This window comes from Phaeovulum sp. (genome assembly GCF_047638075.1).
In the GTDB taxonomy this organism is placed as follows: Bacteria; Pseudomonadota; Alphaproteobacteria; order Rhodobacterales; family Rhodobacteraceae; genus UBA6197.
Window position 1 is genome coordinate 1 of sequence record NZ_JBLJBV010000004.1, and the last position, 14970, is coordinate 14970.

Below are 14970 nucleotides of genomic sequence, written 5' to 3' on the forward strand. Positions count from 1 at the left end.
TTGCAAGGCGCTGATTTTACTGGTGCGGGAATTGTCCTGAACAGACTAATGATTAACAGGGACAAACGACTATGCCAAGACGCCACATATTGACGGATCGCCAGCGTGCCAGCCTGTTTGATTTGCCCCATGATGATCCGTCTCTGCTGCGTCATTACATTTTGGCAGATGATGACATTGAACATATCCATAGGCGGCGTAGCTCGCATAACCGCCTCGGCTTCGCACTCCAGCTCTGCGCCTTTCGCTATCCCGGGCGCTTGCTGACTTCGGGGGAGACCATCCCGATGAAGGTTGCAGGCTTTATCGCGGCGCAGATTGGTTTGAAGCCGCATGACCTTGCTGGGTATGCAGAAACGGATGTGACGCGCCGCAGACATCTCATCGAGCTTCGCGCGATCTATGGCTACAAGATGTTCACCGGTCGGGGTGCGCGTGATCTAAAGGTTTGGCTCGGAACCGTGGCGGAGGCTGCGTTCTCCAACGAAGATCTGGCGCAGCGCTTCGTGACAGAATGCCGCCGCACCCAGACCATCTTGCCCGGTGTTTCGGTGATCGAACGGCTTTGCGCCGACGCGCTGGTCGCCGCTGAACGCAAGATCGAGGCCCGTATCTCCGAGCGCCTTGATATCGGCATGAGGGCCAAACTCGACGCTATGCTGTCAGAGGCCGTGGAAGGCGGCATCAGCCGGTTCATTTGGTTGCGCCAGTTCGAAGTGGGCAAGAACTCCGCTGATATGAACCGTCTTTTGGACAGACTAGAGTATTTACAAGGGCTTGGGCTGACCCCCGCCGTGCTGAAGGATGTGCTGCCCCACCGGATCACCCGGCTTCGCAGGCAGGGGGAACGCTATTTCACCCATGATTTGCGCGACGTCTCCGATGACAGGCGATTGGCCGTTCTTGCCGCCTGCGCCGTGGAATGGCAGGCCGCCATCGCAGATACGGTCGTTGAGACACATGACCGCATCGTCGGCAAAACTTGGAACGAGGCCAAAACGCGCTGCGATGCCCGCATTGCCGACGCCAAGACATCGCTGCACGGCACGTTACGCGCCTTCTCAGGTTTGGGTGCCGCCTTGCTGGAAGCGCGTGGTGATACTGCAGCTCTCGAGGGCGCAATTGCTGCGACCTGTGGTTGGCAGGCTCTTGAGGTGTTGGTTGCCACCGCCGCCCAACTTACCAACACGATGGCCGCCGATGCTTTGGCCCATGTTGGGCAGGGATACTATCGGTTTCGCCGCTACGCGCCCCGCATGTTGCGCATGCTTGATGTGCAGGCCGCCCCCGTGACAGAACCTTTGATCGGGGCAGCACAGCTTGTCATCGGCGGCGGCGATCCGGTGACGGCGCGGCCAACGACCTTCCTGCGCCGTGGCTCCAAATGGCATCGCCACCTTCAAGATCAGGATCCCGGCGATCATCGGCTGTGGGAGGTGGCTGTGATGTTCCATCTGCGCGAAGCCTTCCGGTCCGGTGACATTTGGCTGGCCCAGTCCCGCCGCTACGCTGATTTGAAAGACGCCCTTGTGCCAATCGCAACAGCACAGGCGACGCCAAGACTGGTTGTGCCGTTTGACCCGGCCGATTGGCTGGCCGACCGCAAAGCCCGCATGGCACGGGCCTTGAAGCGGCTGGCGCAAGCAGCCAAAGCGGGCACCATTCCGGGTGGCAGCATCGAAGACGGCGCGCTGAAGATCGAACGGCTCAGCGCAGCCGTCCCTGCCGAAGCGGAAGGCCTCGTTCTGGATTTGTACAAGCAATTGCCGTCTATCCGCATCACCGACCTTCTGTTGGAGGTGGATGCTGCCGTAGGCTTTACCGAAGCCTTCACTCACCTGCGCACCGGCGCGCCCTGCAAAGACAGGATTGGCTTGCTGACCACCCTCCTCGCAGAAGGGTTAAACCTCGGAATGAGCAAGATGGCCGAAGCCACTGATACCCATAGTTATTTCCAACTATCGAGCCTGTCCAACTGGTATGTCGAAGGCGATGCCATAACCCGCGCGCTGGCCATGGTGATTGAGGCGCAATCCACCCTGCCGATGGCCCGGTTCTGGGGCGCGGGCATCACCGCTTCCAGTGACGGGCAGTTTTTCCCTGCCGCCCGCCAAGGAGAGGCGATGAATCTGATTAATGCCAAATACGGCACTGAACCCGGCCTGAAAGCCTACACCCATGTCTCCGATCAGTTCGGCCCCTTTGCCTCCCAGACCATCCCAGCCACCGTCAATGAAGCACCCTACATCCTCGATGGCCTGCTGATGAATGAGACCGGGCGCAAAATCAAAGAGCAATATGCTGACACTGGCGGCTTTACCGACCACGTCTTCGCCGTCACAGCCCTCCTGGGTTTCCAGTTCATCCCCCGCATCCGCGATCTGCCCTCCAAGCGGCTCTATGTCTTCGATCCAGCGATCACCCCAAAGGAACTCAAGGGCCTGATAGGCGGCAAAATCCGCGAGGCTCTTATCATTGCCAACTGGCCAGACATCCTGCGCAGCGCCGCAACCATGGTCGCCGGCGTTATGCCGCCAAGCCAACTGCTGCGCAAATTCGCAGCCTATCCTCGCCAGCATGCGCTCGCCGAAGCCCTCAAGGAAATCGGACGGGTGGAACGAACGCTGTTCATCCTCGAATGGGCGCTCGATGCCGACATGCAGCGCCGGGCCCAGATCGGCCTGAACAAGGGTGAGGCCCATCATGCTCTGAAAAACGCACTGCGCATTGGCCGCCAAGGCGAAATCCGCGACCGCACCACCGAAGGCCAGCACTTCCGCATGGCCGGCCTGAACCTGCTCGCCGCTGTCATCATCTACTGGAACACCAAACACCTCGGCCAAGCCGTCACCAGCCGCCGCCGTGCCGGTCTGGATTGCTCACCCGACCTGCTGGCGCACATCTCGCCCCTCGGATGGGCGCATATCCTCCTCACAGGCGAATACAGGTGGCCAAAACTATGATCAAAATCCTTATGATACGATCCTGCCCCTATCCCCAATCGACCCCGTACACTCTGCGAGACCCTCCACCATACCGGATGCCGACCGTCAGAGTTGATCGAGATCACCCCGGCCCGTATCGACCTCTCCAGCGGGGCCGTGACCCTCAGGTCGCTCAAGAAGCGCAAGGACAGCTCCGGCACACAAAAATCTGTCTACCGTGCTGTTCCGGTGCCCCCAGGCTATCTCGACACCCTCAACACAGCCCACGGCATTCGACAGGCGCAGACATCGCGCAAGCTGGCGCATCTACCGATCTGGCCTTTATCCCGTGTCAGGGTTTGGCAGATCGTGAAAGATGTGATGATCGAGGCAAAAATTGTTGACGCAGCGCATCGAAGCCCGAAAGGCTTGCGGCACGGGTTCGGCGTCAATGCCGTTGTGAACGGCATTCCGTTGCACATGCTGCAAAAGTGGATGGGCCACGCGCAGCTTTCAACGACAACGATTTACGCCAATGCCATTGGCAAGGAAGAGCAGAACATCGCTGCTCGGATGTGGAGCTGACCCATGCATCTCACCAAGACAAACCCCGACGCCAACCTTATCGGTATTACCGCATGGAGATTGGCCCCATCGGAAGGCTTCCGCGTAAGATTGCAGTCGAAGTCGCCGGACAGGATGATGTGATCCCACTAGAGCGGCGGTGTGTGGGCAAGACCGGCATCAATCCTGACGCGCGCAAGGGTGGAGCTTGCGCGCGTTTGGAGTCAGATAGGTTGATACCCCAGCGCCGCCCGAAACCGGTTTTTGATATAGACGCCATCACGCGGGGGCAGGGCGCGCGGTAGGTTTTCCGGCTTGATCTTGATGGTGGTCAGCGTCAGCCCGCTGCGGGCGGCAGTGCTATGGCGCAGGATGGCGACGTCTTCCATCGTGGTGATCCGGGCTGTATTCGGGAACCCGCAGGCGGCCGCCACGGCGTGCAGTTCAATCCCGCAGCCAGCGTGGCTTATCTGCATCCCGGTTTCGCCGAAATGTCCGTTGTCCAGCACGGCGATCGTCAGATTCGGCGGGCGGCGCAGCGCGATGGTGGCCAACGCGCCAAAGCCCATCAGCGATTCCCCGTCGCCGGTGATCACCAACACCGAATGATCGGGCTTTGCACTAGCCAGCCCCAGCCCCACGGTCATCGCCGAGCCCATCGCCGCCCAAAGATAATAGTTGTTGTCGTGATCGCCTGCCGCCATCACGTCATAGGATGCCGACCCAAGGCCGCTAACCACCAACAGATCCTTGCGTCCTTGCAACAAGGACGCGACCACGGCGCGGCGGTCCAGGTTGCCGCCAACTGTTACTTCACCCATTTTTTCTCTCCGATCAATCGCTGGCCCAGCAAGACGGCCGTGGCAGAATCACCGTTGAACGCCATTGAGGCCGCGCCATGCAGCAGCGGCTCGACGTCCTTGGGGCGGTCGGCGCGCCAGGTCATCACACCCATGCTGCGCAGGGTTGCCTCGGTCGCCTGACCCATCGGGTTTTGCCAGGCGTTGAATTCAGCCCAGTCCCCGCGCATCGTGACGACCATCAACAGCGGAAACCGAGCCATCGCCTGCAAGGCCAGTGTGTTGATGCAATTTCCGACGCCCGAGCTTTGCATCAGCAGCGCCCCGCGTTCACCCCCAAGCCAGGCCCCCGCCAGATAGCCGATGCCCTCTTCCTCGGTGGTCAGGACGACGGCCGTGATGTCCGGGTCTACCTCGGACAGCTGAATTGCCGTCGAGTGCCCTGCATCGGGTACATAGACCACATGTTTGATGTCATGGGCCTTGAGAACGCGGAAAACGTCCTCTTGCCAGTTGAAGTGCGGCCCGTCGGGCCCGTCGTTTTGCATGGTCTTCTCCCTCGAAGGTCGTTGATGATGACTACCAACCGGCCAGATTTAAAGAAAATGCCGAATTTGGGTGGCGAATATGCTGAAATTCAATACCTAATCGTACGACAGGCCGAGAATACCCCGGACAGCACATGACCGTGGGTGGCAGGGCAGAATGGGCCGTTCTTGGGCAGATCAGCGCAGGATAAAGGGGTTGGCGGTGGACAATTCTGTCGCGATCCAGATGGATTTGGTTTGCAGAAATTCGTAGATAGCGTCTTGCCCGCTTTCACGCCCCAGTCCGCTGCGTTTGTAGCCGCCAAAGGGTGAGGTGAAGCTGACGGCGCGGTAGGTGTTGACCCAGACGGTGCCGGCCTGAAGCCGTTCCGACATGCGAAGGGCGCGGCCAATGTCGCGGGTCCAGACACCGGCAGCAAGGCCAAAGTCGCTGTCATTGGCGATGGCGATGGCCTCTTCCTCGTCCTCGAAGGTCAGTACCGCCAGCACCGGGCCAAAAACCTCTTCGCGCGCGATCCGCATTTGCGGGGTGACGTTGGTGAAAATGGCCGGCTCAACGAATTGATTGGCGGTGCCGCCTTCGACTTGCACTTGATTGCCACCCCAGGCGCGGGTTGCGCCCTCGGCCTCGGCTATCGCGATATAGGACAGTACCTTTTCGAACTGCTGCACAGTGGTCACGGGGCCAACGTGCGTGTCTGCGTCCATTGGGTCACCGATTCGGGCGCTTTTAGCGATTTCAATCAGGCGCGCAGTGAAATCTGCGGCGATGTCTTTGTGGACTAACAGCCGAGACCCCGCAATGCAGGTCTGGCCAGTCGCCGCAAAGATGCCGGACACGACGCCCATCACCGCCGCATCCAGATCGGCATCGGCAAAGACGATGTTGGGTGATTTCCCGCCCAGTTCCAGCGACACAGGCTTGATCGTGCGAGCGGCTGATTCGTAGATTTTCTGCCCGGCGATGTCCGACCCGGTAAAGGCCACCTTGGCCACATCCGGGTGGGCCACCAGCGGCGCCCCGGCTTCGGCGCCAAAGCCGGTGATGACGTTCATCACGCCGGGCGGAAAGCCCGCGCTGTCAAACAGCCGCGCAAATTCAAGGGTCGAAGCGGACGTGAATTCGGATGGTTTCACAACGACGGTGTTGCCAGCGGCAAGGGCAGGGGCAAGCTTCCACGCAAGCAGCATCAAGGGTGAATTCCAGGGGGTAATCATGGCGATGACGCCAAGCGGTTCATGCCGGGTAAAGTTGAAGATCCCGGTCTTGTCCGAAGGGATCACAGCGCCTTCGACCTTGTCGGCTAGACCACCAAAGTATCTATACCATTCAGCCAAATATCGGGTTTGCCCGCCCATTTCGGCCAGCAGCTTGCCGTTGTCGCGGACCTCAACTTCGCCCAGAAACTCGGCGTTGGCCTCGATTGCTTCAGCCAGTTTGACCAGCAGCTTGCCGCGCTGGGTTGGGCGCATGGCGGACCAAGCCGGAAAGGCCGATTTTGCCGCCGCTACCGCAGCATCGACGTCTGCCGCACCGCTGCGGGCAATTTCGGCCCAGACTTCGCCGGTAAACGGGTCTTGGGTCGGGAAGGTCGTGCCCGACACTGCGGGCTGGTCGGTGCCGCCGATCAGATTGTGGTAGATCCGTCCGGTGTGACGGGCACGGCGTTCAGCCGCAGAAACGGGTGCTGTCATGAAAACCTCTGGGGCTTGGCGAGTAAAGCTAATGCAGATCGTAATCTGTGTGGTTTGGGTCTGTACTGAGGCAGGGGCGACGCGCAACCAAAGGGGCCGCGCGTCTGCCTGTCACGTCCGGTGGCGCGAGCCTTGGGGCAGTCGGGGTGGTTCCAGCCCAACCGCATCGCAGTTGGCGTCCAGCATGGCGGAAAAGTCCTTGCCGCCGAATTTACGGGCGCGGGCCTGGCTAAAGGCTTCGCGCGCGGCTGCGGCCATTGGCATTGGCACTTTGGCAGCGTTCGCGGATTCCATCACCAAGGTCAGATCCTTATGGGCAAGGTCAATGGTAAAGCCCGCGCTGGTGTCACCGACCAGCACCTTTTGCAGCCAGTTGATCCTGAGCTGACCATTGGTCGCGGTTGTACCGTACAGTACGTCCAGCGTGCTTTCGATATCCAGCCCCAGCCCGGTCGCAAGGGTCAGCGCCTCGGCGTTAAGCTGGCACAGGGACACGGCAAGGAAGTTGTTTACAATCTTGGACCGGGTGCCTGCACCGCAGGGGCCGCAGTGATAGATCGTTGATCCCATTGCTTCCAGCATGGCTTTCACACGCTCAAAATCAGCATCCTCGCCACCGACCATGAACAAGGACTGACCGATGTCGGCATGGGTCGCCAGACGGCCCACCGGCGCATCGACAAACCCGACGCCCCGCGCTTTGCAGTCGGCGGCAATGGCATCGGTGGTGTTCGGATCGATGGTGCTCATGTCCAGCACGAGCGAGCCTTTGCGGGCCGTGGATAGAACGCCGTCGACACCCGAAACGACCTGAGCCACGATGGCGGAGTTCGGCAGCATGGTGATGATGACATCCGCCCGCGCCGCGACATCGGCGACCGAGCTGCCGGCATCGGCCCCAAGGTTCACCAGAACATCCACCGCTTCGGCATTCACGTCGTGAACAATAAGTTCAAAACCCTTCTTAATAAGATTTGACGCCATGGGGCGCCCCATGCGCCCCAACCCGATAAAACCGATCTTTTCCATTAGTATTCCCCTTGGAAATTTGTACGCAACGTGCTCGGATTAGACCGGCATCGCGTAGGATGTTTTGACGATCGTGTAGAATTCCGCAGCATAGCGACCTTGCTCGCGTGGGCCATAGCTGGACCCTTTGCGCCCGCCGAATGGCACGTGATAATCCAGACCGGCAGTTGGCAGGTTGACCATCGTCAGACCGGATTCGCTGTTGGCCTGAAAGTGCTGCGACAGCTTTTGCGAGCGGGTTACGATTCCCGATGACAGGCCGAAGGGCGTGTCATTTGCGGTGGCCAGCGCCTCCTCGTAATCCTTCACCCGGATCACTGCAGCGACCGGGCCAAACACCTCCTCGCGGTTGATCCGCATGTCATTCGTGGTTTCGGTGAACAGGGTTGGAGACAGATAGAAGCCGGGCGTTTCGCGGTTCAGCCTCTGGCCCCGCACCAGCGCATGGGCCCCTCCTTTTTCGCCGATGTCGATATAGGACAGATCCTGTTCCAACTGCTTGGCATCGACCACCGGCCCGACCTGCGTTCCAGCCTCTAAAGCGTGACCCGTGACGATCTTTTCCAGACGCTCAGCCACGCCTGCGATGAAGCGATCATGGATCGCCTCGTGGACGATCAGCCGGCTGGAGGCCGTGCAGCGCTGACCGGTCTGGAAGAACGACCCATCCACCGCGCAGTTGATCGCAACATCCAGATCGGCGTCATCCATCACGACAAGGGGGTTCTTGCCACCCATTTCGCATTGCACGCGGATCATGCGGCTTGCGGCGGTCTGCACGATGCCGGTGCCGGTCGCGACCGATCCGGTAAAGCTGACCGCATCCGTCATTTCGACGATCGCCTGGCCCACGATCGTGCCGCGCCCCATGACAAGGTTGAAGACCCCCGCCGGAACTCCTGCACGGTGCAAGATATCGGCTAAGGCCCAGGCACTGGCCGGGGTCAGGTCGGCGGGCTTCAGAACGACCGCGTTGCCATAGGCTAGGGCGGGTGCGATTTTCCATGCGGCAATGGCGATGGGGAAGTTCCAGGGCGTGATCAGCCCCACGACACCCACCGGCTCGCGCCGAATCGACACATCAATGCCGGGACGGACCGAAGGCAGGAATTCGCCGCCAAAGCGCACGACCTCGCCTGCGAAAAACCGAAAGATCTGTGATGCGCGGATAACTTCGCCAATGCCTTCGGCGCGGGTCTTGCCTTCTTCGCGGGCCAGCTGTTCGCCAAGATCTTCGCGACGGGCGAACATTTCTTCCCCGACACGAAACAGGATATCGGCGCGCTGTTGTTCGGTATGGCTGGCCCAGCCTTTCATCGCCTGACGGGCGGCGGCGACAGCGTCTTCCACGTCACGCCGACTGCCGACGGTAAATTCGCCAATCACATCATTGGTATCCGACGGGTTGATATTGGCCCGCGTTTCCGTGCCAACACGCCACTCCCCCGCGATCAGATTTCCAAAAACAGCCATGATCTGTCCTCCCCTTCAATGGTATCTTTCGCACAGTTCTAGCAGCGAAATCGGTCAGGGTTCGGAAGAAATCCGGCATATGACGCATAGAGAATGGATATACCTCTGACGCAGGCATGCCAGCTTCAGGGGATGCCTGCGGACGGTCTAGACGAGAATTGTGCGCCATTCGCCGCTGTCGACCATGCGCAGGATTTCCTCTTGCGCGAGAGCACGCACAGCGGATGTGGCCTTGGTATCGATTCTGCTAGCGGGCAGCGCCATGACCAGATGGCGCGAAATGCGAGGTTTATTCAAGCGGGTGATCCGGTACAGACCGTCTTCTTGTTCACGGTAAAATGCCGAGAGGGGCAAGATAGTATGGCCCAGCCCGGCAGCCACGATTTCCTTCAGCACGTGATAGGAGTCCGCCTCATACTTCACGTTGATAGCGATGCCGGCCTTTGCCGCCGCAGCCTCGATCACAAGGCGCAACCCATGTGGACTGCTGGGAAGCACTAGGTTCAGGTCGGCCAGAGCCGAAACCGGCAATTCATCCGCCGCGGGGGATTGGTCTGCGGGGCTGACCAGCACCAGTTCCTCGAACATCACATCCGACATCCGCAGATGCAAGTCCGAGGCCGGTCCATACAGGATTGCCACATCGACCTCGCCGCGGTGCAACCAGTCGATCAGGTGGCCTGCATAGCCTTCGATGATTCGAAGTGACACCAAGGGTAGTTCGTGCGCGACGCGAATGGCAATGCGCCCGGCGACAACATGGCTGGCGGTCGGGATGCAACCCAACACCACATGGCCGGTTGTCTCAATCGCAAGCGAACGCACATCCTCGACCGAGTTGTCAAGCTGCTGGACCAACCCCGTCACGCGGCCCAGCAGGGCCTCGCCGTGTTCGGTCAAATGCATCCCGCGGCCAGACCGCACGAACAGATCGAACCCGATTTCATCCTCTAACAGCTTGATCTGCCGCGACAACGCTGGTTGTGCCAACCGCAGCCTGTCCGAGGCACGGCTTAGCGACCCGCTTTCGGCGACCATTATGAACGTGCGCAGTTGTTTCAGTTCCATGCTATCAAACTTTGCGATTGGCTGTATCCGAGTTTTATTATTCCTTTATAGCCAAGACAACCGCAAACTCCCCCCCACAGACGCATATCGCGTCAATCAGGACGGGAGCGAGGCGCAAGATGACGTTGAAGCCGGAGACGGACATGGATGGGGGCGCCATTACCGAGGGGGGGTGGCCGGACCAGATTCACGCGGTGCTGAAATCTTATGGCGTGGCGCAGGTGCCCTATGTGCCCGATGGCGGTCATGCCCGGCTGATCGAGCAGATCCATGCCGACCCAGACATGCGCGCGATCAGCCTAACCACCGAGGAAGAAGGCATTGCCGTGGCCTGCGGTGCGTGGTTGGGCGGGCAGCGGTCGGCGATGCTGATGCAGTCAAGCGGGGTGGGCAATTGCATCAATATGCTGTCGCTTGTGACGTCGTGCCGGTTGCCGTTCCTGACGCTGGTCACGATGCGCGGCGAATGGGGCGAGTTCAATCCGTGGCAGTTTGCGATGGGCAGCAAGGTTCAGCAAGTGTTTGAAATGATGGACATCCACTGTTTGCGCGCCGTGTGCGCCGATGAGGTGGCCGAGACGGTCAGCGCCGCCGCCCGCATGGCCTATGAGGGTGGCACGCCGGTTGCCGTCTTGCTGTCGCAGCGTCTTATCGGCGCCAAGGTATTTGTGAAATGAGGGACCCGAACATGACCCGTTCTGCTGTTGCCGACACGGCGCTGGATCGCCGCGAAGTGGTTGCCCGCCTGTTGCAAGACCGGGGCCATCTGGTGGCGATATCGTCACTTGGATCTGCCACCTATGATCTGGCCTCGGCCGGGGATAGCCCGCGCAACTTTTACCTTTGGGGGGCGATGGGGGGGGCCTCCGATGTGGGGCTTGGGCTTGCGTTGGCCCAGCCTTATGTGCCGGTCATGGTGCTGGTCGGTGACGGCGAGGCGTTGATGGGCATGGGGGCCTTTGCCACCATCGCGCAGCAGGCGCCTGCGAACCTGTCGATCATCATTCTGGACAACGGACTGTATGGCGAAACCGGGTCGCAGACCAGCCACACCGCAGCCGGGACCGATCTGGCCGCCGTCGCGCGGGGGTGTGGCATCGCCCGGACCGACACAATCACCGATATGAACGGGGTCGGGGCGGTGGCCGGGCGCATCACCCGGGTGGGTGAAGGGCCTTATGTCGCGGTGATCCGCATCGACGGCGCGGAAAAGTCGCGGATCTTGCCCACGCGGGATGGGGTCTTGTTGAAAACCCGGGTGCGCGAGGCCTTGGGCTTTGCGTCGATGTAACTCGGCGCGTCATCGCAGGTGATGGCCCCGCCTTTGTGCAGGGCTTTTTCATGCGGTGCTGGCGGCCATAAAAAAACCGGGCGCGCCTTGCGGCATGCCCGGTTTTTTTAGGATGACAGGGGAGTCAGCGCGTCTTGCGGGCCTCGACAAAAGCCAGCAGCTCGCCCACGATGCCGCGGCGAAACAGCAGCACGCACAGCATGAACACTGATCCCACGATGACCGTGACCGGGATCGCCAGCGCCACCAGATAGTTTTGCAACGTCACCACCAGCCCGGCCCCGACCAGCGGCCCCGCCTGCGTGCCAAGCCCGCCCAGCAACGCCATCAGCACCACCTCGCCCGAGGTATGCCACGACACGTCGGTCAGCGACGCCAGCTTGAACACCAGCGTTTTCATCGACCCCGCCAGCCCAGACAGCGCCGCCGACATCACAAAGGCCGCCAGCTTGTAGCGCAGCACCGAATAGCCAAGCGAGGTGGAACGGGCCTCGTTTTCGCGGATGGATTTCAAGATCATGCCAAAGGGCGAATGCACGATGCGCCAGATCACCAGCAGCGCCAGCACAAAGACCGTTGCGACAAAGAAATACATCGTCATGTCGTTTTCAAGGTCGAACAGCCCGAACAACCTGCCGCGCGGCACGGCCTGTATGCCGTCCTCGCCGTGGGTAAAAGGGGCCTGGTAGCAGAAGAAATAGAACATCTGCGCCATCGCCAGCGTAACCATGGCAAAATAGATGCCCTGCCGCCGGATCGCCAGAAAGCCGATCACCAGCCCCAGAAGCGCCGCCCCCACCACGCCCAGCAAGATGCCCAATTCGGGCGGCAGGTTCCAGACCTTGACGGCATGGGCGGTAAAATAGGCCGCTCCGCCAAAGAAGGCCGCATGCCCGAACGACAAAAGGCCGGTATAGCCCAGCAACAGGTTGAAGGCCGCCGCGAACAGCGCAAAGCACATCACCTTCATCAAGAACAGCGGATAGACAAAGAACGGTGCCACCGCGAGCCCGCCCAGACAGACAAGCACCAGTGCGATTTGCAGTAAGTTGGTCCGGCCCGGCCGGGTGGTCATGTCAGCGTGCATGTCAGATGTCCTTTCCGAACAGGCCGGCAGGGCGGAACAGCAGCACCACAGCCATGATTACGAAAACCACGATATTGGCGGCCTCGGGGTAGATGATTTTGGTCAGGCCCTCGAACAGGCCCAGAAGATAGCCCGCCACGATGGCGCCGCCGATGGACCCCATGCCCCCCACAACCACAACCGCAAATACGATGACGATCAGGTTTTGCCCCATCAGCGGACTGACTTGCAGGATCGGCGCGGCCAGCACACCCGCCAGCCCCGCCAGCCCGGCACCGAACGCATAGGTCAGGGTCAGCAAAAGCGGGACATTGACCCCGAACACGCCGACAAGGGTCGGGTTTTCGGTCGCCGCGCGTAGATATGAGCCCAGCTTGGTCTTTTCGATCAAGGCCCAAGCACCGATGCAGATCACCAGCGAAATCAACACGATAAAGCCGCGATAGTTCGGCAGCTTCATAAAGCCCAGATCGGTCGCGCCGCGCAGAGCGTCTGGCACCGGGTAGGGCTGACCGGACGCGCCGAAATAGTGGCGGAAACTGCCTTCAACCACCAGCGCCAGCCCAAAGGTGAACAAAAGCCCGTAAAGGTGGTCCAGATTGTAAAGCCGCGACAGCGCAAACCGTTCGACAACCGCGCCAAAGGCGCCCACGACGATCGGGGCTGCGATCAGCGCGGGCCAGAACCCTATGCCCAGCCATGTCAGCATCAGATAGCCGACAAAGGCCCCCATCATGTACATCGCGCCATGCGCAAAGTTGATGATGCGCAGCAGACCAAAGATGATCGCCAACCCAAGGCTGAGCATGGCGTAGAACGACCCGTTGATCAGCCCGATCAAAAGCTGACCCAGCACGGCCTGCAACGGAATACCGAAGATCATTGTCATGGTCTCAGACCCCCAAAAGTTCATTCAGCCGTGCGTGATGCGCAGGCAATTCGGACGTGGCAAATGCTTCGACGATCTGACCGTGATCCATCACATAGAACCTGTCAGCCACCTTTGCCGCGAAGCGAAAGTTCTGCTCAACCAGAAGGACCGTCAGGCCGCGCTTTTTCAGGTCCAGTAGAATCTCACCGATCCGTTGCACGATCACCGGGGCCAGACCCTCGGTCGGTTCGTCCATCAAGATCATCTTTGCGCCGGTGCGCAGCACGCGGGCAATGGCCAGCATCTGCTGTTCGCCGCCCGAAAGCTTGGTACCTTGCGAGGTGCGGCGTTCTTCCAGGTTGGGAAACAGCGCGTAGATATCCTTGATGGACATGCCGCCATCGGCCACCACGGGGGGCAGCGTCAGGTTTTCCTCGACTGTCAGGGTGGCAAAGATGCCGCGCTCTTCGGGCACATAGCCGAACCCGCAGGCGGCGACGCGGTGGCGCGGGACCTTCATCATGTCGCGGCCATTCAGGGTGATTTCCCCTTTGCGCGCCGAGGTGATGCCCAAAAGCGCCCTCAGGGTGGTGGTCTTGCCCACGCCGTTGCGGCCCAGAAAGGACACGGTTTCGCCGGGGTAGATATCGAAATCAACGCCGTGCAGGGCCTGGCTTTCGCCGTACCAGGCCTCTAGCCCGCGGACCCGCAGCAGCGGTTGCCGGTTCTGGTCATTCATCATCAGTCCCCATGTAGGCTTCGCGTACGCGCGAGTCGGTGGAAACGGTGGCGTAATCGCCCGACACCAGCACCTCGCCGCGTTGCAGCACGGTCACGCGGTGGCAGAGGTCTGCAACCACTTTCAGGTTGTGCTCGACCATCAGCACCGCGCAATCGCGGGCAATGCTCCGCACGATGTCCGCGACGCGGGTCACGTCTTCATGGCCCATGCCGGCCATCGGTTCGTCCAGCAAAAGCACCTTGGGGTCCAGCGCCAGCGTGGTCGCGATTTCCAGCACGCGCTTGCGGCCATAGGACAGGCTGCCCGCCTGAGCGTCGCGCGCATCCGACAGGCCGACCCGGTCGATCAGCGCGATCGCGCGGGCGTCCAGCACGTCCAGCGCCGACAGGGGCCGCCAAAACTGATGCGCAAGGCCGGCCGGGCGTTGCAAGGCGATGCGCAGGTTTTCCAGCACCGTCAGGTTGGGATAGATCGCCGAAATCTGGAACGACCGCACCATGCCAAGTTGCGCCAGCTTGGCGGGCGCAAAGGACGTCACATCACGCCCCATCAACCGGATGGTGCCCGCAGTGGGTTGCAGGAATTTGGTCAGCAGGTTGAAAACCGTGGTTTTTCCGGCGCCGTTTGGCCCGATCAGGGCATGCACTTCGCCGTGACGGATATCAATATCCACGTTCTTGACCGCATGAAACCCCGCGAATTGCTTGCTGATGCCACGGGCAGACAGTACGGGCGCCGCATCATCGCGCGACGAAGCGGACCGCTCAGATAGGGGGGCGGCACCCTGGCCCTGTAGGGTTTTGCTCATAAAAAAACTCCGTTGATGACCGGCGGACGGACGACCGCACAGAGGCGGCACCCAGTCGCAGATCTGACTG

General features: G+C 60.7%; 14 protein-coding genes. 4 read left to right on the forward strand and 10 right to left on the reverse strand.

The genetic code is table 11. The features are described 5' to 3' along the window. Positions 1–71: 71 nt before the first annotated feature. Both ACM62R_RS00560 and ACM62R_RS00565 read left to right on the forward strand, forming a co-directional pair. Positions 72–2963, forward strand: a complete 2892-nt coding sequence (locus ACM62R_RS00560; protein ID WP_415182123.1) for a Tn3 family transposase — start codon at positions 72–74, stop codon at positions 2961–2963. Between the two features lie 30 nt (positions 2964–2993). Beyond that, positions 2994–3509, forward strand: a complete 516-nt coding sequence (locus tag ACM62R_RS00565; protein WP_415182149.1) for a tyrosine-type recombinase/integrase — start codon at positions 2994–2996, stop codon at positions 3507–3509. 203 nt (positions 3510–3712) lie between these two features. Here ACM62R_RS00565 and ACM62R_RS00570 read toward each other — a convergent pair whose 3' ends face one another. The 6 genes from ACM62R_RS00570 to ACM62R_RS00595 all read right to left on the reverse strand — a co-directional run bounded on the left by ACM62R_RS00570 (position 3713) and on the right by ACM62R_RS00595 (position 10101). Continuing rightward, the gene (locus ACM62R_RS00570; protein ID WP_415182124.1) at positions 3713–4309 is read right to left on the reverse strand and encodes a thiamine pyrophosphate-dependent enzyme; all 597 of its coding nucleotides are present in this window, start codon (positions 4307–4309) and stop codon (positions 3713–3715) included. Further along, the gene (locus tag ACM62R_RS00575) at positions 4297–4836 is read right to left on the reverse strand and encodes a thiamine pyrophosphate-binding protein (RefSeq protein ID WP_415182125.1); all 540 of its coding nucleotides are present in this window, start codon (positions 4834–4836) and stop codon (positions 4297–4299) included. The genes ACM62R_RS00570 and ACM62R_RS00575 overlap by 13 nt, the downstream gene beginning before the upstream one ends. A gap of 177 nt (positions 4837–5013) precedes the next feature. Beyond that, positions 5014–6531: an aldehyde dehydrogenase gene (locus ACM62R_RS00580; protein WP_415182126.1), complete on the reverse strand. Its 1518-nt coding sequence runs from the start codon at positions 6529–6531 to the stop codon at positions 5014–5016. A 111-nt stretch (positions 6532–6642) separates the two neighbouring features. After that, positions 6643–7560, reverse strand: a complete 918-nt coding sequence (locus tag ACM62R_RS00585; RefSeq protein ID WP_415182127.1) for an NAD(P)-dependent oxidoreductase — start codon at positions 7558–7560, stop codon at positions 6643–6645. 39 nt (positions 7561–7599) lie between these two features. Continuing rightward, on the reverse strand, positions 7600–9033 hold the full coding sequence (locus ACM62R_RS00590) for an aldehyde dehydrogenase family protein (protein ID WP_415182128.1): 1434 nt from the start codon (positions 9031–9033) through the stop codon (positions 7600–7602). A 147-nt stretch (positions 9034–9180) separates the two neighbouring features. Continuing rightward, complete coding sequence (locus tag ACM62R_RS00595; RefSeq protein ID WP_415182129.1) at positions 9181–10101, reverse strand: LysR family transcriptional regulator; 921 nt, start codon at positions 10099–10101, stop codon at positions 9181–9183. A gap of 119 nt (positions 10102–10220) precedes the next feature. Here ACM62R_RS00595 and ACM62R_RS00600 point away from each other — a divergent pair, with 119 nt between their 5' ends. Next, positions 10221–10778 carry a hypothetical protein gene (locus tag ACM62R_RS00600; protein ID WP_415182130.1) on the forward strand — a complete coding sequence of 186 codons (558 nt, stop codon included), beginning with the start codon at positions 10221–10223 and terminating at the stop codon, positions 10776–10778. 11 nt (positions 10779–10789) lie between these two features. Further along, on the forward strand, positions 10790–11392 hold the full coding sequence (locus ACM62R_RS00605) for a thiamine pyrophosphate-dependent enzyme (RefSeq protein WP_415182131.1): 603 nt from the start codon (positions 10790–10792) through the stop codon (positions 11390–11392). Between the two features lie 124 nt (positions 11393–11516). Here the strand turns inward: ACM62R_RS00605 and ACM62R_RS00610 are convergent, their stop codons facing one another. The 4 genes from ACM62R_RS00610 to ACM62R_RS00625 are packed head-to-tail and all read right to left on the reverse strand — an operon-like array spanning position 11517 to position 14900. Then, positions 11517–12479 carry a branched-chain amino acid ABC transporter permease gene (locus ACM62R_RS00610; protein ID WP_415182132.1) on the reverse strand — a complete coding sequence of 321 codons (963 nt, stop codon included), beginning with the start codon at positions 12477–12479 and terminating at the stop codon, positions 11517–11519. 1 nt (position 12480) lies between these two features. Continuing rightward, positions 12481–13368, reverse strand: coding sequence for a branched-chain amino acid ABC transporter permease (locus ACM62R_RS00615; RefSeq protein WP_415182133.1), 888 nt, complete (start codon positions 13366–13368; stop codon positions 12481–12483). A 4-nt stretch (positions 13369–13372) separates the two neighbouring features. Continuing rightward, entirely contained in the window at positions 13373–14089 is a 717-nt protein-coding gene (locus ACM62R_RS00620) for an ABC transporter ATP-binding protein (RefSeq protein ID WP_415182134.1), read from the reverse strand. Further along, positions 14082–14900 (reverse strand): ABC transporter ATP-binding protein, encoded by an 819-nt coding sequence (locus tag ACM62R_RS00625; protein ID WP_415182135.1) that lies wholly within the window; start codon positions 14898–14900, stop codon positions 14082–14084. Before ACM62R_RS00625 ends, ACM62R_RS00620 begins: the two co-directional genes overlap by 8 nt. Positions 14901–14970: the final 70 nt, after the last annotated feature.